The organism is Pseudomonas sp. 2822-17, assembly GCF_002742485.1.
Lineage (GTDB): Bacteria > Pseudomonadota > Gammaproteobacteria > Pseudomonadales > Pseudomonadaceae > Aquipseudomonas > Aquipseudomonas cyclaminis.
On sequence record NZ_LJRZ01000926.1, the window covers coordinates 41,775 to 60,379 of the forward strand.

Annotated in this window: 16 protein-coding genes; 6 read left to right on the top strand and 10 right to left on the bottom strand. The window is 61.5% G+C overall.

Going from position 1 to position 18,605, the window contains the following annotated elements:
- Window positions 1-2: 2 nt before the first annotated feature.
- From pheA to mtnA, 4 genes are all read right to left on the bottom strand, one after another.
- A complete protein-coding gene (gene pheA, locus AOA60_RS29935; RefSeq protein ID WP_003172650.1) occupies window positions 3-1,097 on the bottom strand; it encodes a prephenate dehydratase in 1,095 nt (364 codons plus the stop codon).
- On the bottom strand, window positions 1,097-2,182 hold the full coding sequence (gene serC / locus AOA60_RS29940) for a 3-phosphoserine/phosphohydroxythreonine transaminase (protein ID WP_099587337.1): 1,086 nt from the start codon (window positions 2,180-2,182) through the stop codon (window positions 1,097-1,099). Before serC ends, pheA begins: the two co-directional genes overlap by 1 nt.
- Before the next feature lie 111 nt (window positions 2,183-2,293).
- Window positions 2,294-4,954 (bottom strand): DNA gyrase subunit A, encoded by a 2,661-nt coding sequence (gyrA, locus tag AOA60_RS29945; RefSeq protein WP_099587338.1) that lies wholly within the window; start codon window positions 4,952-4,954, stop codon window positions 2,294-2,296.
- A gap of 424 nt (window positions 4,955-5,378) precedes the next feature.
- Window positions 5,379-6,449: an S-methyl-5-thioribose-1-phosphate isomerase gene (gene mtnA / locus AOA60_RS29950; RefSeq protein WP_099587339.1), complete on the bottom strand. Its 1,071-nt coding sequence runs from the start codon at window positions 6,447-6,449 to the stop codon at window positions 5,379-5,381.
- A gap of 109 nt (window positions 6,450-6,558) precedes the next feature.
- Between mtnA and AOA60_RS29955 the strand changes: the two genes are divergently transcribed.
- From AOA60_RS29955 to AOA60_RS29970, 4 genes are all read left to right on the top strand, one after another.
- A complete protein-coding gene (locus AOA60_RS29955; RefSeq protein WP_099587340.1) occupies window positions 6,559-7,890 on the top strand; it encodes a TRZ/ATZ family hydrolase in 1,332 nt (443 codons plus the stop codon).
- Window positions 7,891-7,954: 64 nt separating this feature from the next.
- Window positions 7,955-8,653: a bifunctional 2-polyprenyl-6-hydroxyphenol methylase/3-demethylubiquinol 3-O-methyltransferase UbiG gene (gene ubiG / locus AOA60_RS29960; protein ID WP_099587341.1), complete on the top strand. Its 699-nt coding sequence runs from the start codon at window positions 7,955-7,957 to the stop codon at window positions 8,651-8,653.
- A 4-nt stretch (window positions 8,654-8,657) separates the two neighbouring features.
- Window positions 8,658-9,329 (top strand): N-acetylmuramic acid 6-phosphate phosphatase MupP, encoded by a 672-nt coding sequence (gene mupP / locus AOA60_RS29965; RefSeq protein WP_099587342.1) that lies wholly within the window; start codon window positions 8,658-8,660, stop codon window positions 9,327-9,329.
- A gap of 179 nt (window positions 9,330-9,508) precedes the next feature.
- Entirely contained in the window at window positions 9,509-10,249 is a 741-nt protein-coding gene (locus tag AOA60_RS29970; protein ID WP_099587343.1) for a YciK family oxidoreductase, read from the top strand.
- 77 nt (window positions 10,250-10,326) lie between these two features.
- Here AOA60_RS29970 and AOA60_RS29975 read toward each other — a convergent pair whose 3' ends face one another.
- The 6 genes from AOA60_RS29975 to AOA60_RS30000 are packed head-to-tail and all read right to left on the bottom strand — an operon-like array spanning window position 10,327 to window position 16,490.
- Complete coding sequence (locus AOA60_RS29975; RefSeq protein WP_099587344.1) at window positions 10,327-11,841, bottom strand: ABC transporter substrate-binding protein; 1,515 nt, start codon at window positions 11,839-11,841, stop codon at window positions 10,327-10,329.
- Between the two features lie 35 nt (window positions 11,842-11,876).
- A complete protein-coding gene (locus AOA60_RS29980) occupies window positions 11,877-12,848 on the bottom strand; it encodes an ABC transporter ATP-binding protein (RefSeq protein ID WP_099587345.1) in 972 nt (323 codons plus the stop codon).
- Entirely contained in the window at window positions 12,845-13,801 is a 957-nt protein-coding gene (locus AOA60_RS29985) for an ABC transporter ATP-binding protein (RefSeq protein ID WP_099587346.1), read from the bottom strand. Before AOA60_RS29985 ends, AOA60_RS29980 begins: the two co-directional genes overlap by 4 nt.
- A complete protein-coding gene (locus AOA60_RS29990) occupies window positions 13,798-14,655 on the bottom strand; it encodes an ABC transporter permease (protein WP_099587347.1) in 858 nt (285 codons plus the stop codon). Before AOA60_RS29990 ends, AOA60_RS29985 begins: the two co-directional genes overlap by 4 nt.
- Window positions 14,652-15,599 carry an ABC transporter permease gene (locus AOA60_RS29995; protein ID WP_099587348.1) on the bottom strand — a complete coding sequence of 316 codons (948 nt, stop codon included), beginning with the start codon at window positions 15,597-15,599 and terminating at the stop codon, window positions 14,652-14,654. Before AOA60_RS29995 ends, AOA60_RS29990 begins: the two co-directional genes overlap by 4 nt.
- A gap of 3 nt (window positions 15,600-15,602) precedes the next feature.
- Window positions 15,603-16,490: a proline iminopeptidase-family hydrolase gene (locus AOA60_RS30000; protein WP_099587349.1), complete on the bottom strand. Its 888-nt coding sequence runs from the start codon at window positions 16,488-16,490 to the stop codon at window positions 15,603-15,605.
- A gap of 183 nt (window positions 16,491-16,673) precedes the next feature.
- Between AOA60_RS30000 and AOA60_RS30005 the strand changes: the two genes are divergently transcribed.
- Both AOA60_RS30005 and AOA60_RS30010 read left to right on the top strand, forming a co-directional pair.
- The gene (locus AOA60_RS30005) at window positions 16,674-17,438 is read left to right on the top strand and encodes a LuxR family transcriptional regulator (RefSeq protein ID WP_099587350.1); all 765 of its coding nucleotides are present in this window, start codon (window positions 16,674-16,676) and stop codon (window positions 17,436-17,438) included.
- A 93-nt stretch (window positions 17,439-17,531) separates the two neighbouring features.
- A complete protein-coding gene (locus AOA60_RS30010; RefSeq protein WP_099587351.1) occupies window positions 17,532-18,458 on the top strand; it encodes a proline iminopeptidase-family hydrolase in 927 nt (308 codons plus the stop codon).
- Window positions 18,459-18,605: the final 147 nt, after the last annotated feature.

The window sequence follows — 18,605 nt, forward strand, 5'->3', positions numbered from 1 at the left end:
CCTCACAAAACCGCTTTCGGGTAAGAGCCCAGCACCTTGAGTGCCACGGCCTCTTGACTGATTTTCTCGAGCACACCTTTGACCAGCGGGTCGCGGTGATGGCCGATGAAGTCGATAAAGAACACGTAGGTCCATTTACCGCTGCGCGAAGGACGAGTCTCAATGCGCGTCAGGTCAATCCCGTTGTCATGGAACGGCACCAGCAGCTCATGCAGCGCGCCGGGCTTGTTGCTCATGGAGACGATGATCGAGGTCTTGTCGTCGCCGGTCGGCGGCACTTCCTGGCTGCCGATCATCAGGAAGCGCGTGGAGTTATCCGGGCGATCCTCGATTTTCTCGGCCAGGCGCGTCAGGCCGTACAGGCCTGCGGCCATATCGCCGGCAATCGCCGCCGAGTTCCACTCCCCCTTGACCCGCTTGGCCGCTTCGGCGTTGCTGGACACCGCCACGCGCTCGACATTCGGGTAATGGGCATCCAGCCACTTGCGGCACTGGGCCAGGGACTGGGCGTGGGAGTAGATGCGGCTGATGCTGTCGGTCTTGGTGTTCTCGCCCACCAGCAGGTGGTGGTGGATACGCAGCTCGACTTCGCCGCAGATCACCATGTCATGCTCAAGGAAGCTGTCCAGGGTGTGGTTGACCGCGCCCTCGGTGGAATTTTCCACCGGTACCACGCCAAAGTTCACCGCACCGGCCGCGACTTCACGGAACACTTCGTCGATGGCCGCCATCGGCTTGCTGATCACCGCGTGGCCGAAGTGCTTCATGGCTGCCGCCTGGGTAAACGTACCTTCAGGACCGAGGTAAGCCACCTTCAGCGGCTGCTCCAGCGCGAGGCACGACGACATGATTTCACGGAACAACCGCGCCATCTCTTCGTTGCCCAGCGGCCCCTTGTTGCGCTCCATCACGCGCTTGAGCACCTGGGCCTCACGCTCGGGACGGTAGAACACCGGCACTTCGCCTTCAGCCAGGGACGCCATCTTCACCCGTGCCACTTCCTGGGCGCATCGCGCACGCTCACTGATCAGTTCCAGGACTTTCTCGTCCAGGCTGTCAATGCGTACACGCAGGGCCTTGAGCTCTTGTTCAGACATTAGCCGTGTTCCTTTTCGAACTCTGCCATGTAGGCCACCAGCGCGTTGATCGCGTGGATGTCGACAGCGTTATAGATGGAGGCGCGCATGCCGCCGACTGAACGATGGCCCTTGAGGTTCAGCAGGCCACGCTCGTCGGCACCGGCCAGGAATGGCTTGTCCAGACGGTCGTCAGCCAGGCGGAACGGCACGTTCATCCACGAGCGGTCGGTCAGGTTGATCGGGTTGCTGTACAGGCCGCTGGCGTCGATGAAGTCGTACAGGGTGCGCTTCTTCTCTTCGTTGAGCTTGCCCATGGCGGCGACACCGCCCTGCTCTTTCAGCCACTCGAACACGAGGCCGGACAGGTACCAGGAAAACGCCGGCGGGGTGTTGTACATCGAGCCATTGTCGGCCGCGACCTTGTAGTTGAGCATGGTCGGGCACAGCGAACGGGCACGCCCCAACAGGTCTTCGCGGACGATGTTGACCAGGATGCCACTTGGGCCGATGTTCTTTTGCGCACCGGCGTAGATCATGCCGTACTTGGACACGTCGATCGGGCGCGAAAGGATGTCCGAAGACATGTCGCACACCAATGGCACATCGCCAACTTCCGGCACCCAGTCAAATTCCAGGCCGCCGATGGTTTCGTTCTGCACGTAGTGCACGTAGGCAGCGTCCTTCGACAACTTCCATTCGTTCTGACCGGGAATGGCGAAGTAGTCGTAGGGCTTGGCGGTGCCGGCCACATTGACGTGACCGTAGCGCGAGGCCTCTTCAATAGCCTTCTGACCCCAGATGCCGGTGTCGATGTAGTCGGCCGTGCCGTCTTCCGGTAGCAGGTTCAGCGGGATCTGAGCGAACTGCTGGCTCGCGCCGCCTTGCAGGAACAGCACTTTGTAATGGGAGGGGATGTCCAGCAAGTCGCGCAGATCCTGCTCGGCCTTGGTCGCAATGGACACGAACTCATCACTGCGATGGCTCATTTCCATCACGGAGAGGCCTTTTCCATGCCAGTCGAGGAGTTCACCCTGCGCACGCTGCAGGACTGCTTCAGGAAGCGCCGCGGGACCGGCACAGAAGTTATAGGCTCTCTTGCTCACATCCAATCTCACTCTGATCTGGTGGGGTGGTGCAATAAACGGGTATTTCAATACTTTCATAAGGGACAAACAACAAGGGGGCGAATCTTCATCCGCCCCCTGTGTGTCCGCTTATTCCTGCGGTTCTTCTTCGTCTGCGGCAGCGTCGAGGGTTGGCTCGTCGACGATATCATCGCCGCTTGCCATTACCTCACGTGCGAACTCGGCATCGGCCTCGTCCAGCTCTTCACCTTCCACTTCCGATGGTTCCTGGACACGCTCCAGGCCAACCAGTGTCTCGTCGCTGGCCAGCTTGATCAGCGTCACGCCCTGGGTGTTACGGCCCAGGCTCGACACTTCAGCCACACGGGTACGCACCAGGGTGCCCTGGTCGGAAATCAGCATGATCTCCTCGCCGTCGAGCACCTGGACTGCGCCGACCAGACGGCCGTTGCGATCGTTGCTGACCATGGCGATAACGCCCTGGCCGCCACGCTTGTACTCCGGGAACTCGCCGATGGCCGTACGCTTGCCATAGCCACGCGCCGAAGCGGTCAGGATCTGGCTGCCTTCTTCCGGGATCAGCATCGAAATCAGCTTCTGCCCTTCCGGCAGACGCATGCCGCGCACACCGCGGGCGGTACGGCCCATGGCACGCACGTCGGATTCCTTGAAGCGCGTGACCTTGCCGCCGTCGGAGAACAGCATGACTTCACGCTCGCCGTCGGTGATGGCGGCGGAGATCAGCACGTCGCCTTCGTCCAGCTCCAGGGCGATCAGGCCCACGCTGCGCTGGCGGCTGAAGGATTCCAGCGGGGTCTTCTTCACGGTGCCTTTGGCAGTCGCCATGAAGATGAAGTGACCTTCGGTGTATTCGTCTACCGGCAGCATGGTGGTGATGTATTCATCACTGTCCAGCGGCAGCAGGTTGACCAGCGGACGACCACGGGCGGCGCGGGAGGCTTCCGGGATTTCGTAGGTTTTGAGCCAGTACACCTTGCCCTTGCTGGAGAACAGCAGCAGCGTGGTATGGCTGTTGGCGACCAGCAGGTGAGCGATGTAGTCCTCATCCTTCACGCCAGTAGCCGATTTACCTTTACCGCCACGACGCTGGGCCTGGTACGCAGCCAATGGCTGGGTCTTGGCATAGCCGCCGTGGGAGATGGTCACCACGCGCTCTTCTTCCGGGATCATGTCGCCCAGGGTCAGGTCGAGGCGGGCATCGAGAATTTCGGTGCGACGCACGTCGCCGTATTCGGCGCGGATCACTTCCAGCTCTTCGCGGATCACTTCCATCAGGCGCACGGCGCTGTTGAGGATGCGGATCAGCTCGCCGATCTGGTTGAGGATCTCCTGGTACTCGGCCAGCAGTTTCTCGTGTTCCAGGCCGGTCAGACGGTGCAGACGCAGTTCCAGAATGGCCTGGGCCTGTTCCGGCGACAGGAAATACTTGCCTTCGCGCAGACCGTATTGCGGGTCCAGCGTCTCCGGACGGCACGAGTCGGCACCGGCACGTTCAACCATGGCCACTACGGCGCTGGATTCCCACGGCATCTTGATCAGTGCTTCTTTTGCTTCCGACGGGGTCGGGGAAGCTTTGATCAGGGCGATAACCGGGTCGATGTTCGACAGTGCAACCGCCTGGCCTTCCAGGATGTGGCCGCGTTCGCGGGCCTTGCGCAGTTCGAACACGGTGCGGCGGGTGACCACTTCGCGGCGGTGACGCACGAAGGCTTCCAGCAGGTCCTTGAGGTTCAGGATGCGTGGACGGCCATCGATCAGGGCAACCACGTTGATACCAAACACGCTTTGCAGCTGGGTCTGGGCATAGAGGTTGTTGAGGATCACCTCAGGCACTTCACCACGACGCAGCTCGATCACGACGCGCATACCGTCTTTGTCGGACTCGTCGCGCAGTTCGGTGATGCCTTCCAGCTTCTTCTCTTTGACCAGCTCGGCGATCTTCTCGATCAGGCGCGCCTTGTTGAGCTGGTACGGGAGTTCGGTGATGACGATCTGCTGGCGGCCACCGACCTTGTCGATGTCTTCGATCATCGAGCGGGCACGCATGTAAATGCGGCCACGGCCGGTGCGGTAGGCTTCGATGATGCCGGCGCGACCGTTGATGATCGCGGCAGTCGGGAAATCCGGACCCGGGATGTACTGCATCAGCTCATCGACGGTCAGCTCGGGGTTGTCGATGAGGGCCAGGCAACCGTCGATGACTTCACCGAGGTTGTGCGGCGGGATGTTGGTCGCCATGCCCACGGCGATACCGCTGGAACCGTTGACCAGCAGGTTGGGAATACGGGTCGGCATGACAGCCGGGATCATTTCGGTGCCGTCGTAGTTCGGCACCCAGTCCACGGTTTCTTTATGCAGGTCGGCCAGCAGCTCGTGTGCCAGCTTGGTCATGCGCACTTCGGTGTATCGCATGGCCGCGGCGTTGTCGCCGTCGACGGAACCGAAGTTACCCTGGCCGTCTACCAGCAGGTAGCGCAGGGAAAACGGCTGGGCCATCCGAACGATGGTGTCGTACACCGCAGTGTCGCCGTGAGGGTGATACTTACCGATCACGTCACCGACAACACGGGCAGATTTCTTGTACGGCTTGTTCCAGTCGTTACCCAGCTCGCTCATCGCGAACAGCACACGCCGGTGCACGGGCTTCAAGCCATCGCGCGCATCAGGCAGTGCCCGACCGACAATCACGCTCATCGCGTAGTCGAGGTAGGACTGTTTCAGCTCGTCTTCGATATTGACCGGGAGGATTTCTTTGGCCAGTTCGCCCATGAGAAGCCTGATTCCTTTTTCGGGTGAAACCTCGTCACATCCATATGGGACGAACGAAGCTCGCCGCTGCCGGCAGAGTGCCTGACAACGACTTACGACAAATCAACGAGTTATGACACGGATCTGCACGTTATAGGCAACCCCTCGGGGCGGCCCTGGAAACCGCCGGATGTTATCACAATCGCCGCCACGCACCTATCCCCCTGATGCGCATGGAGACTAGTAATTTGACGGATGACAGGCGTGAGGGAGACGAGAGGGGCTCAGAGGCGCGGTGGTGCCATTTTTTGAGATCGGATCCGAGGGTTTTGTTGACTTTATAGACCCATCGGGGGCAAGCCCCCTCCCACATTTTGACTGTGCTCACAATCCAAGTGTGGGAGGGGGCTTGCCCCCGATAGCATTTTCACAGACGCCAAGGCCCTCAATGCAACCGCTTACGGCACATCAACTTGGCCAGTTTGGCTGTATCCGGCCGCTCGACAACCCCCTTCTCGGTCACGATCACATCAATAAGATCAGCCGGGGTCACATCAAATACCGGATTAAAAGCAGCCACTTCCAGGCGCTGACCCTTCACGTCCAGCAACTCGCCGGGATCACGTTCTTCCAACGCAACATCATCGCCAGTGGCCATCATCAGATCCAGAGTCGAACTCGGCGCCACCACCATAAAGCGCACGCCGTGATGCATGGCGCACACCGCCAACTGGTACGTGCCGATCGGGCCGATCACATCGCCATTGGCCGCAATGCAGTCAGCCCCGACGATTACCCAGGTCACGCCTTTGGTCTTGAGGATATGTGCGCCCGCAGAATCAGCATTCACCGAAACCGGGATGCCCTCGCCCGCCAACTCCCAGGCCGTCAGCCGCGAACCTTGCAGCCAGGGCCGGGTTTCATTGGCATAGACGTGCTCGACCAACCCCTCAAGAAAGGCGGCACGCACCACCCCGAGGGCCGTGCCGACACCCCCCGTCGCCAATGCGCCGGCGTTGCCATGGGTCAGGATCGCCTGGGCGTTGCCTTGGTGCTTGCGAATCCGCTCGACGCCCAGTTGGGCCATCACCAGATTGGCTTCGCGATCACTTTCATGGATTGCAATGGCCTCTGTTTCCAGGACAGCCAGCGGGTCAGCGTGTGTCTTGACGCGATCCAGGCGGTCACGCATGCGTTTGAGGGCCCAGAACAGGTTCGCCGCAGTGGGACGCGTATCGGCCAACAGCGCGTAGTCTTCCTCCCACGCGGCCTGCCAGTCACCGCCCTCGGCAACGCGATCACGGGCGGCCAGCACCAGGCCATAGGCCGCACTGATACCGATGGCCGGCGCACCGCGCACGACCATGGCGCGAATGGCGGCAGCGACGTCATCGACGGTGGAGCAGGCCACCCAGGTTTCCTGGGAGGGCAAGGCACGTTGATCGAGCAGGTACAGCGTGCCATCACGCCAATCGATGGCCTTCACTTTCTCCGCTGCCAACAGTCGATCGCGCATCCCTTACTCCGCACTCATGAACAAAAGCCGCCGATTATAGCGATCCGCCAGCCAGGACGCTCGGGTATACTTCGCGCTTCTTTTATAGCTGCCCGGGAAGAAGCCTGCGATGACCTCCACTGCCGCCCCGCTCGACTTACTGCTACTGCCAACCTGGCTGGTACCTGTCGAACCTGCTGGCGTAGTGCTCAAGGAACATGGCGTGGGCATCCGCGATGGGCGCATTGCCTTTATCGGGCCACGGGCCGCGGCGTTGAAGCTGGCGGCCAGCGAAGTGCGCGAACTGCCGGGCATGCTGCTCAGCCCCGGCCTGATCAACGCCCACGGCCACGCGGCGATGAGCCTGTTTCGCGGCCTCGCCGATGACCTGCCCCTGATGACCTGGCTGGAAAAATACATCTGGCCCGCCGAGGCCAAGTGGGTCGATGAAGCCTTCGTTCGTGATGGCACCGACCTGGCCATCGCCGAACAGCTCAAGGGCGGCATCACCTGCTTCTCTGACATGTACTTCTACCCCAAAGTCGCCAGCGATTGCGTGCACAACAGCGGCATACGTGCACAGATCGCAATTCCGATCCTCGACTTCCCGATTCCCGGCGCCAGCAGCGCCGATGAGGCGATCCGTCAGGGCATCGAGCTGTTCGGCGACCTCAAGCACCACCCGCGCATCAAGATCACGTTCGGCCCCCACGCGCCCTATACCGTGTGCGATGCCAACCTTGAAAAGGTCCGGGTAATTGCCGAAGAGCTGGACGCCGCAATCCATATGCACGTGCACGAGACCGCCTTCGAGGTGCAGCAAGCCGTCGAACAGACCGGCGAACGCCCGCTGGCACGCCTGGGCCGCCTCGGGCTGCTCGGTCCGCGCTTCCAGGCCGTTCATATGACCCAAATCAGCGAGGACGACCTGGCTTTACTGGTAGAAAGCAACACCAGCGTCATCCATTGCCCGGAATCCAACCTTAAACTGGCCAGCGGCTTTTGCCCGGTGGAGCGTCTGTGGCAGGCTGGGGTCAATGTGGCCATCGGCACCGATGGCGCCGCCAGCAATAATGACCTGGATTTGTTGGGTGAAACCCGCACCGCTGCGATGCTGGCCAAGGCGGTCGCCGGCTCGGCGACTGCCCTGGACGCGCACCGTGCACTGCGCATGGCTACGCTCAACGGTGCGCGAGCCATGGGCCTGGAAAGCGAGATTGGCTCACTGGAAGTGGGCAAGGCAGCGGATATCGTCGCGTTCGACCTGTCAGGACTGGCGCAACAACCGATCTACGATCCGGTCTCACAGCTTATATATGCCACCGGACGCGATTGCGTGAAACACGTTTGGGCCGCCGGCAAGCAGTTGCTCGACGACCGGCAATTGACCCGCATGGATGAACACCAGTTGACCGCCACGGCCATTGCCTGGGGCAAACGCATCAGCGGGCACACCGAATAACGCCGGCCCTGGACCCGCGTGTCCAGGACCGACAACCCGATTTATCAGATTTAGAGGATGCACCATGAGCAACGTCGACCACGCCGAAATCGCCAAGTTTGAAGCCCTGGCCCACCGCTGGTGGGACCGCGAAAGCGAGTTCAAGCCCCTGCACGACATCAACCCGCTGCGGGTCAACTGGATTGACGAACGCGTCAACCTGGCCGGCAAGAAGGTGCTGGACGTCGGCTGCGGCGGCGGCATTCTCAGCGAAGCCATGGCCCAGCGCGGCGCCACAGTAATGGGCATCGACATGGGTGAAGCGCCGCTGGCCGTGGCCCAGTTGCACCAGTTGGAGTCCGGCGTGAGCGTGGAATACCGCCAGATCACCGCCGAAGACCTGGCTGAAGAGATGCCCGAGCAGTTCGATGTGGTCACCTGCCTTGAGATGCTTGAGCACGTGCCGGACCCGTCCTCGGTGATCCGCGCCTGTTTCCGCATGGTCAAGCCCGGCGGCCAGGTGTTCTTCTCCACCATCAACCGCAACCCCAAGGCTTACCTGTTCGCGATCATCGGCGCCGAATACATCATGAAGCTGCTGCCGCGCGGCACCCATGACTTCAAGAAATTCATCCGCCCGTCCGAGCTGGGCGCGTGGAGCCGCCAGGCCGGCCTGACCGTCAAGGACATCATCGGCCTGACCTACAACCCGCTGACCAAGCACTACAAGCTGGCCAACGACGTTGACGTCAACTACATGATCCAGACTCTGCGCGAGGAGTAAGCCTGTGAAGTTGCGAGCGGTTCTCTTCGACATGGACGGTACCCTGCTGGACACCGCGCCGGACTTTATCGCCATCTGCCAGGCCATGCGCGCCGACCGTGGCCTGCCACCGGTCAACCCGCAGCACATCCGCGATGAAATCTCCGGCGGTGCGCGGGCGATGGTCGCCGTGACCTTCTCGATGGACCCGGAGTCGCCGGGTTTTGAGGAACTGCGCCAGGAATTCCTGGAGCGCTACCTGAAGGACTGCGCGGTGCACAGCAAGCTGTTCGACGGCATGGCCGAGCTGCTGGCAGACATCGAGAAGGCCAAGCTGGTCTGGGGCGTAGTCACCAACAAGCCACTGCGCTTCGCCGAACCGATCATGCAGCAGTTGGGCCTGGCCGAGCGCTCGGCCTTGCTGATCTGTCCGGACCACGTGACAAACAGCAAGCCGGACCCGGAGCCGATGATCCTGGCGTGCAAGATGCTCGGCCTGGACCCGGCCAGCGTGTTGTTCGTGGGCGATGACCTGCGTGACATCGAGTCCGGCCGCGATGCCGGCACACGCACGGCGGCGGTGACCTATGGCTACATCCACCCGGACGACAACCCGCGCCATTGGGGAGCGGATGTGGTGGTGGATCACCCGCTGGAACTGCGCAAGGTGCTGGATAACGCGCTGTGCAGTTGCTGACTATTCAACGCCCCCTATGAAGATGCAATGTGGGAGGGGGCTTGCCCCCGATAGCGGTGTGCCAGCCCGCACCCCTATTACTGACAGGCCCTCATCGGGGGCAAGCCCCCTCCCACAGGGGATCTTCAGTGTTTTCAGATTTGGGGTTCATAAGCTGCTGAATTCTGTCGAGGCTATTTATGTTTGATTACTCCGCACGTCCAGAACTGCTCAAAGGCAGGGTCATCCTGGTGACCGGTGCCGGTCGCGGGATTGGCGCTGCGGCGGCCAAGACGTATGCCGCCCATGGTGCCACCGTCTTGCTGCTGGGCAAGACCGAAGCCAACCTGGCCCAGGTGTACGACGAGATCGAAGCCGCCGGCCGGCCGCAGCCAGTGGTGATCCCATTCAATTTGGAGACCGCCCTGCCCCATCAGTACGATGAGCTGGCAGCGATGATCGAAAAGGAGTTCGGCCACCTCGACGGCCTGTTGCACAACGCCTCGATCATTGGCCCACGCACGCCCATCGAGCAGTTGTCCGGTGAGAACTTCATGCGGGTGATGCACATCAACGTCAACGCGATGTTCATGCTCACCAGCACCTTGTTGCCGCTGCTCAAGCTGTCCCAGGATGCGTCGGTGGTGTTCACCTCCAGCAGCGTCGGGCGCAAGGGCCGGGCGTACTGGGGCGCTTACGGGGTGTCGAAGTTTGCCACTGAAGGCTTGATGCAGACCTTGGCCGATGAGCTTGAAGATGTGGCGGCGGTGCGGGCCAACAGCATCAACCCCGGCGGCACACGTACCAGCATGCGGGCCCAGGCGTATCCAGGGGAAAACCCGATGGAAAGGCCGGCGCCGGAAGAAATCATGCCGGTGTACCTGTACCTGATGGGGCCGGACAGTACCGGCATCAACGGGCAGGCGTTTGACGCGCAGTAACATCTGACACGCCCTGGATTTGAATGTGGCAGGGGGCAAGCCCCCTCCCACATTGGTATTGCAGTGCTCTCTAGAACTTAGTTCTTCACCACTTCTTCAAGCGTGAAACGCCCCAGCGGGTTCTGCAGGAAGTTGCTCACGTTCTTGCGAGAGATGTTGATGTAGGGGCTATAGTACAAGTCGATCCAGTTCACATCCTGTTTCGCCAGTTTCTGCAGTTCGACATACATCTGCTCACGCTTGGCCGGGTCGGCCTCGATGCGCGCTGCGGCCACGAGGTCCTTGACCTTGTCGTTCTTGTAGCGGGTCATGTAGTTCTGGTTGGTGTCGTGGCCCAGCACGAAGGTGGTTTTCTGGTCCGGGTCGAGAATGTCGTTGGTCCAGTACATCACCGAAATATCGTACTCACCGTCCACCAGCATCTGCCAGCTTTGGGTCGGGTCGACCTTCTGCAGGTTGGCCGTCACACCCACCTTGGCCAGTTGGTCCTTGATGATCACCGCAATCTGCTCGTCAGCCTCATTGCCCGCGTTGACCACGTAGTTCAGCTTCAAATCCTTGGCACCGGCAGCGGCCAGCAGTTTCTTGGCTTCGGTCGGGTCGTACGGGCGTTGCAGATTGTTGGCGTAGTGGTACAGCGAGCCTTTTGGAATGTAGGAATACGCCACGGTGCCCTGACCGTAGGTGGCGGTCTTGACCAGCGATTGCTTGTCGATGGCCATGTCCAGCGCCTGACGCACTTCGGGCTTGGCCAGCAGGCCGTGGGCGTGGTTGATCAACAGGTGATCTTCACGGGTGGACGGGTCGGCGTGGATCACCACGTTCTGGTCTTTCTTGAGCTCTTCAACACGGGAGAACGGCACGAAGATCGCCGTGTCCAGTTCGTTGTTCTGCACCATGCGCATGCGCGTGTTGTCGTCGGTCACCGAGACCCATTCCACACCATCCAGGCTGACGTTCTTGGCCTGCCAGAAGTTCGGGTTCTTCTTCAGGATCACCCGATCACCCTTGCGCCACTCTTCCACGGTAAACGCGCCGGACGTCACCGGGTTTTCCGAGTAGGCGTCTTCGCCCATTTTGGTCATGGCTTTTTCCGACAGGATCGAGACCGTCGGCGAAGCCAGTTGCGAGAGGAAAGCCACGGCCGGCGTCTTCAGGGTGACGACCAGGGTTTTCGCGTCGGCGGCCTTGGCCGTGTTGATCAGGTTGAACGGATCAGCCCACAACGAGGCTTTGTTATCGCGGATGCGCAACAGGCTGAACGCCGCGTCTTCAGCGGTGATCGCCGAGCCATCGGAGAATTTCGCATCGCGCAGTTTGAAGGTGTAAGTCAGGCCATCCTTGGAGATGTCCCAGCTTTCGGCGAGGCCCGGCTCCATCTTGGTGCCCAGGTTATCCACGCGCACCAGGGTGTCGTAGACGTTGGCGAACACCCAGGTGTCGCGGTTTTGGGCACTTTTGATCGGGTCGAAGGTGGTGCTGTCTTCACGGCAGCCGATGGTGAGCACGCCAGCGGCCTGAGCCAAACCAGCGGTCAGGGACCAAGCCGTAAGCGTAGCGGCGGCGAGCAACTTCAAGTGACGGGATTGCATGTCATAACTCCTTGTTCATGAATGGCAGGGAAAGGTCAAAGCAAAGGTGCTTCAAGCACGCAACTGTATCGATGCTCGTGCAGGAAATGAGTAGGCGGCAACACCACGGAACACATCGCGCGCGCATACCGGCAACGTGGGTGAAAGGCACAGCCGGTGGGTAAACTCAATGGGCTCGGCGGCTCACCGAGCAAAGGTTCTGCAGGCAACGGCCGATGGGGATCGATCTCCGGGATCGCCTGGATCAACGCCGCTGTGTACGGATGGCGCGGTGCGCTGAACACCGCCTCCACCGGCCCTTCCTCGACGATCTTGCCCAGGTACATCACCGCCACGCGGTCGCACAGGCGCCGCACGATGGCCAGGTCATGGGCGATAAACAGGATGGCCAGGTTCATGCGCTGTTGCAGTTCCAGCAGCAGGTTGATGATCTGCCCCTGGATCGACACATCCAGCGCCGCCACACACTCATCGGCGATGATCAACCGCGGCTCTACCGCCAGGGCGCGAGCAATGCCCACCCGCTGGCATTGGCCGCCGCTGAGGGAACCGGGCTTGCGATTGGCCAGTTCGGGGCGCAAGCCGACCAGATCAAGCAGTTCGTTGACACGCGCCGGGATGCGCTCGGCGGGAACCTTGCGCTGTACCCGCAGCACTTCAGCGATGGTTTCGCCGATGGTGTGGCGCGGGTTCAACGCCGCATAGGGGTCCTGGAAGATCATCGCCGTTTCATGGCGCAGGCGGGCGATGTCGATGGCACTGCCATGGGCCATGTCGACGCCATCGAACAACACCTGCCCGGCGCTGATCGGGTTGAGGTGCAGGATCGCCCGGCCGAGGGTGCTTTTACCGCTGCCGGACTCGCCCACCAACCCCAGGGTTTCGCCCGCCGCCAGGTTCAGCGATACACCGTTCACCGCCCTCACCCACTGCTTGTTCAGGCCAAACAAACCGCTGCCGGACGCCGCGAAGCGCACCTCCAGATCCTTGATCTGCAACAGGCTCATGGACGCTCTCCCAGCGGATAGTGACAGGCTACGCGCGCGCCTTCGGGCAGTAACTCGGTACATAAGGCGCCGACCTGCGGACAGCGCGGGTTGAACCGGCAGCCATTGGGCAACGCATCCAGCAACGGCGGCTGGCCGGGGATGGTGCGCAACAAGGCGTGGCCGCTGCTGTGGGCCGGCTGGCAGTCGATCAGGCCAGCGGTGTAGGGATGTTGCGGATGGGCCAGCAGGTCGTACTTGCTGCCGTGCTCGCACAGGCGTCCGGCGTACATCACCGCGATGGAATCACAGGTTTGCGCCACCACGCCCAGGTCGTGGGTGATCATGATGATCGACAGGCCACGCTGGTCGCGCAGGTCCAGCAGCAGGCGCAGGATTTGCGCCTGCACGGTCACATCCAGGGCGGTGGTCGGCTCGTCGGCGATCAGCACCTTGGGGTTGCAGCCCAAGGCCACGGCGATCATGGCGCGCTGGCGCATGCCGCCGGAAAACTCGTGCGGATAATTGTCGACCCGCGCCAGGGGATCGGGAATGCCCACTTGGCGCAGCACGTCGATGGCCAGTCGCCGGGCGTCTTTTTTCGACGCGCCCTGATGCAGGCGAATACCCTCGGCGATCTGCTCGCCGATGCGCATCAACGGGTCGAGGTGGCTGCTGGGGTTCTGGAAAATCATGCCCAGTTGCCCGCCGCGTATGGCACGCATGCCCGCGTCATCCAGTTGCAACAGATCCTTGCCGGCAAGGCGCACCGCACCGCCCTGCACCCGCAGGCTGGGCGACGGCAGCAAGCGCATCAGGCCGCGACAGGCCATGGTTTTGCCAGAGCCGCTTTCGCCCACCAGACCCAGGATTTCTCCTTCGGCGAGGTCGAAAGACACACGATCGACCAGCGTCACATCACGCCCGGCATTGTTGGCGATAACACTGAGGTCGCGCACTTGCAGCAGGCTCATGCGCGATCCCCCAGCACTTGGGCAACGCCATCGGCCAGCAGGCTGAAGCCCATGGCCAGGGTCACGATGGCCAGCCCAGGAAAGGTGCAGATCCACCAGGCCGTGGTGATAAAGGCCTGGCCCTCGGCGACCATCGTGCCCCACTCCGCCGTCGGCGGCTGCACGCCCAGGCCCAGGTAGCTCACGGCGGCGCCGTTAAGCAGCACCAGCACCGCATCGGACATGGAAAACACAATCGAGCCAAACATCGCGTTGGGCAGCAAATGCCGGAACAGGATGCGCCCGTGACCAAAGCCCAGGCTCTTGCCCGCCAGGGCGAAGTCGCTTTCCTTGAGTACCAGGATCTGCGAACGGATCAGCCGCGCATACGAAACCCAACCCACCAGCGCCATGGCGATATAAAAGCTCTTCAAGCCAGGGCCGAGGATGGCCATGATCGCCAGCATCAGCACCAGGAAGGGGAACGCGAGGATCACATCAATCACTCGCATGCAAACACTGTCGAAACGCCCGCCGATATAACCCGAGACTGCGCCCACAAAGGTGCCAATCATGAACGGGAAAATCACCCCGATGATCGCCAGTTGCAGGTCGATGCGTGCGCCCCAAATCACCCTCGAAAGAATGTCACGGCCGTAGTTATCAGTGCCAAATGGATGAGCCAGGCTGGGACCGATCAAGCTGATATCGGTGTTCTGCGCAATCGGATCAAACGGCGCGATCCACGGCGCAAACAGCGCCAGGGCCAACCATATCAACAGGATCAACAGCCCCCACGCGGCAGTCAGCCGGCCATTGCGAAAACCAAAACGCAGGCGCAAGCGCCATGGGGCGATCATCGGGCGGCTGCTCATTGCATCTTCACCCGTGGGTCGAGGGCCACTGTCGCCACATCCGCGATGAAGTTGACCACCACCGTGGCGCAGGCCAACACCATGGCCACGCCCTGCACCACCATGTAATCGCGGGTAAAGATGCCGCGCACCAACAACTGGCCGATACCGGGAATGGCGAACAGGCTTTCGATCACCACCGTGCCGCTGATCAGCCAGCCGATGTTCACCGCCAGCAGATTGACCGCCGGCACCAGAGAGTTGGGCAGCACATGGCGGCGAAACACCGCGGCTTCCGACAGCCCGCGCGCACGGGCGGCGGTGACGTGGTCCGCCTGCAACTCCATCAACATGCTCGCCCGCAGGTTGCGCACCAGCACCGCCGACAGCGCCAGCGCGATGGTCAGGCACGGCAGGACCATATGGTGCGCCTTGTCCGGCCAGGTGCGACCGTAGCCGGACACGGGGAACAGGCCCCATTTCACACTCAGCAGCAGGATCAGCATCAAGCCCAGCCAAAACGCCGGCATGCCCAGGCCCACCGTGGTGAACACGCGAATCAGGTTGTCCGCCCAGCCACCTTTATTGCGCGCCGCCCAGGTCGCCAGCGGCACCGCGATCAGCAGCGCCAGCACCACGCTGCCGAATACCAGCACCAAGGTCGGCTCGATACGGGTGACGATCAGCTTCAGCGCGTCGACTTTGTACAGCAGGGATTGCCCGAGGTCGCCCTTGAGCAGGTTCTTGAGAAAGTAGAAGTATTGCAGCCACAACGGCTGATCAAGGCCGTACTGGGCGCGGATCTTCAGCAACGCGTCCGGTGTGCTGCGCGAGCCGAGCAAGGCTCGCGCGGGGTCGCCGGGAATGGAGCGCACCAGCACAAAGGTAATCAGGCTGATGCCAAACAGCACCGGCAGCAATTGCAGTGGCCGGGACAGCACAAAACGGTAGCGCGCCAGGTTCATCCGTCAGCCTCGGTGGCGAGCGAGAAAGTCCAGCAGCACCGGGAAATATGCCTGGGGTTCTTCGTAGAACGGCATATGGCTGCTGTTGGGGAATACGTGCAGTTCGGCGTGCTTGGCCGCCATCTTCATGCGCATGGCGCAGGCCGGGGTGAGCTCATCGTGCTGGCCGGTGGTGATCAGGATCGGCATCGTGAAGTCGGCCATCTCGGGGATGCGGTTCCAGTCCTTGAGGTTGCCGACGTAGAGGAATTCGTTGGGGCCTTGCATGGTTTCGTAGGGGCCCATGTTCCAGTCGCCGAGGGAACGTTTGACCGGCTCCGGCCATTCGTCCAGGCGGCACACATGGCGATAGTTGAGCAACGTGATCGCGGCCTGGTACTGCGGGTGGTCGAGGGTGCCCATGGCTTCATGGCGTTGCATCATGGCCACGGTTTCGCTGCCAAGGGCACCGCGCAGGCGCTCCAGTTCCTGGGACAGGTGCGGAATGTCGCCGACAGTGTTTTCCAGGATCAGGCTTTTCAGCGCGTCGGGGTAATGGATGGCGTATTCAATGCCCAGCCAGCCGCCCCAGGAATGCCCGAGCAAATGCACGCGGCCCAGGCCCAGTGCCTGGCGCACGGTTTCGACTTCTTCGACATAACGGCGGATTTCCCACAGCCCAACATCGGTCGGTCTGGCTGATGCGCCCGTACCAAGCTGGTCGAATGCAACCACTCGCAGGTTATGCGCCTTGAGCCAGCCATGGGCGTCGCGCAAGTAGTCACACGGCAGGCCCGGCCCGCCGTTGAGGCACAACAGCACCTCATCGCCTTCGCCAAAGCTGTAGACCACGAGGTTATAGCCGTCGACTTGCACGTTGTACTGCTGGTCGGGGGCAATTTCACGCCACATGCATACATTCCTTGTGTTGTATCGGCCTGGCGGGTAGCGGCCGTTTGCCAGGCCAACACTACCGAGGATGCCGCGCGTCCATAACCTAGTAGTTCTTATAGGTTTGGCCTGGCAGTCCTTCGCCGGGGCGTGGCATTCTACTTGCAGCAAGTCGAGATTCAAATGAATTCAGGAGCAGAACGGATGCTGGCCAAGCTGACTGCCTTCAACAAACGTCTGATGCCGGGCAGGAGCCTGGACGAGCAGATGGACAACGCCTTTATCCTCGCTCAACAGCTGGGTTTCGATGCGCTGGTCTACGACTACTCGCCCGTGCCGATCGACCAGGAAGGCGCCTTGATCACCCCCTCGGTGCTGGAACTGCGCAATACCCCGCCCGACTGGCACGCGTTATGGTGCAGCAAAGGGTTTTACCAGATCGATCCGGTGCAACATCTGGCCCTGAGCACGGTGTCGCCGTTCGTGTGGTCCTACGAAGCCAAGACCGATACCCCGCTGCAAAAAATCATCGATCCGTGCCACGCCCCGGTTTCATCCTACCTGCATGACCAGCAACTGACCTGCGGCGTCAGCGTACCGATCCACCTGCCCCGTGGCGGTTTTGCTTCGCTGACTGGCCTGCGCATCGGTAGCGCCGGCACCGTGCTGCAGGAGGCACAGCAGACCCTGTCGGACTTCAGTGTGATTTCCCATGCATTGCAGGAAGCGGCCTACCCGCTGTTCAGCAAGGAACTGCGCACCTACCCCCATATCCACCTGACCAAACGCGAGCGCGAGTGCCTGAAATGGGCCGCCGACGGCCTTACGGCGGCCGAGATCGCCACTCAGTTGAGCCGCTCGCTGGCGGTGGTCACCCTGCATCTGGCCTCGGCAATGCATAAGCTGGGGGCAAAGAACCGCGTCCAGGCGGTGGTTCGTGCCACCCATTACCGCCTGCTGGAAGATTGATCCATCGGCAAAACCTAGCTGTTTTGCTAGTTACCTAAATTTCACGTGCAGACTATCGTGTCCCTGATCCTTTTTTTCAGAGCAGGGTACGAAATGGAATTCATCGAACAAATCCGCGAAGGGTATGCCGCATTTGGCGACTACCAGACCTGGTACCGCGTAACGGGCGACCTGGCCAGTGGCCGTACACCGCTGGTCGTCATCCACGGCGGCCCCGGCTGCACCCATGATTATGTTGACGCCTTCAAGGACGTCGCGGCCAGCGGCCACGCCGTCATCCACTACGACCAACTGGGCAACGGCCGCTCCACGCATTTGCCTGAAAAAGACCCGTCCTTCTGGACTGTCGATCTGTTCCTCAAAGAACTGGATAACCTGCTGGACCACCTGCAGATCAGCGACAACTACGCGATCCTCGGCCAATCCTGGGGCGGCATGCTCGGCAGTGAACATGCGATCCTGCAACCCAAGGGCCTGCGCGCGTTTATCCCGGCCAACTCACCGACCTGCATGCGCACTTGGGTCAGCGAAGCCAATCGCCTGCGCCAATTGCTGCCGCAAGGCGTGCACGAAACCCTGCTCAAGCACGAAGCCGCCGGCACCTACCAGGATCCGGAATACCTCGCCGCGTCGCGGGTGTTCTATGACCAGCACGTGTGCCGCGTGAACCCTTGGCCGGAAGAAGTGGCGCGCACCTTCGCCCAGGTCGACTCAGACCCCACGGTGTATCACGCCATGAGCGGCCCGACCGAGTTCCATGTGATCGGCAGTTTGAAGGACTGGAAATCCATTGGCCGCCTGTCCGCGATCAACGTGCCGACCCTGGTAATCTCCGGCCGACATGACGAGGCGACGCCACTGGTGGTCAAGCCGTTTCTGGATGAGATCGCGGATGTGCGCTGGGCGCTGTTCGAAGACTCCAGCCACATGCCCCATGTGGAAGAACGCCAGGCGTGCATGGGGACGGTGGTGAAGTTTCTGGATGAGGCGTGTTCGAATAAAGTGCTTAAAATTGCGTAGATACCGTCTTGACGCTCACCGGGCAAGCGCCCGTTTCGCCCGGTAGCAGCTGTCGAGCGCAAGCGAGGCTGCGTTGGGCGCCCCGCAGATCGCGGAGTGTCAATACGCCCGCTACGCAGCCTCGCCAAGGCTCGACAGCTGCTACGG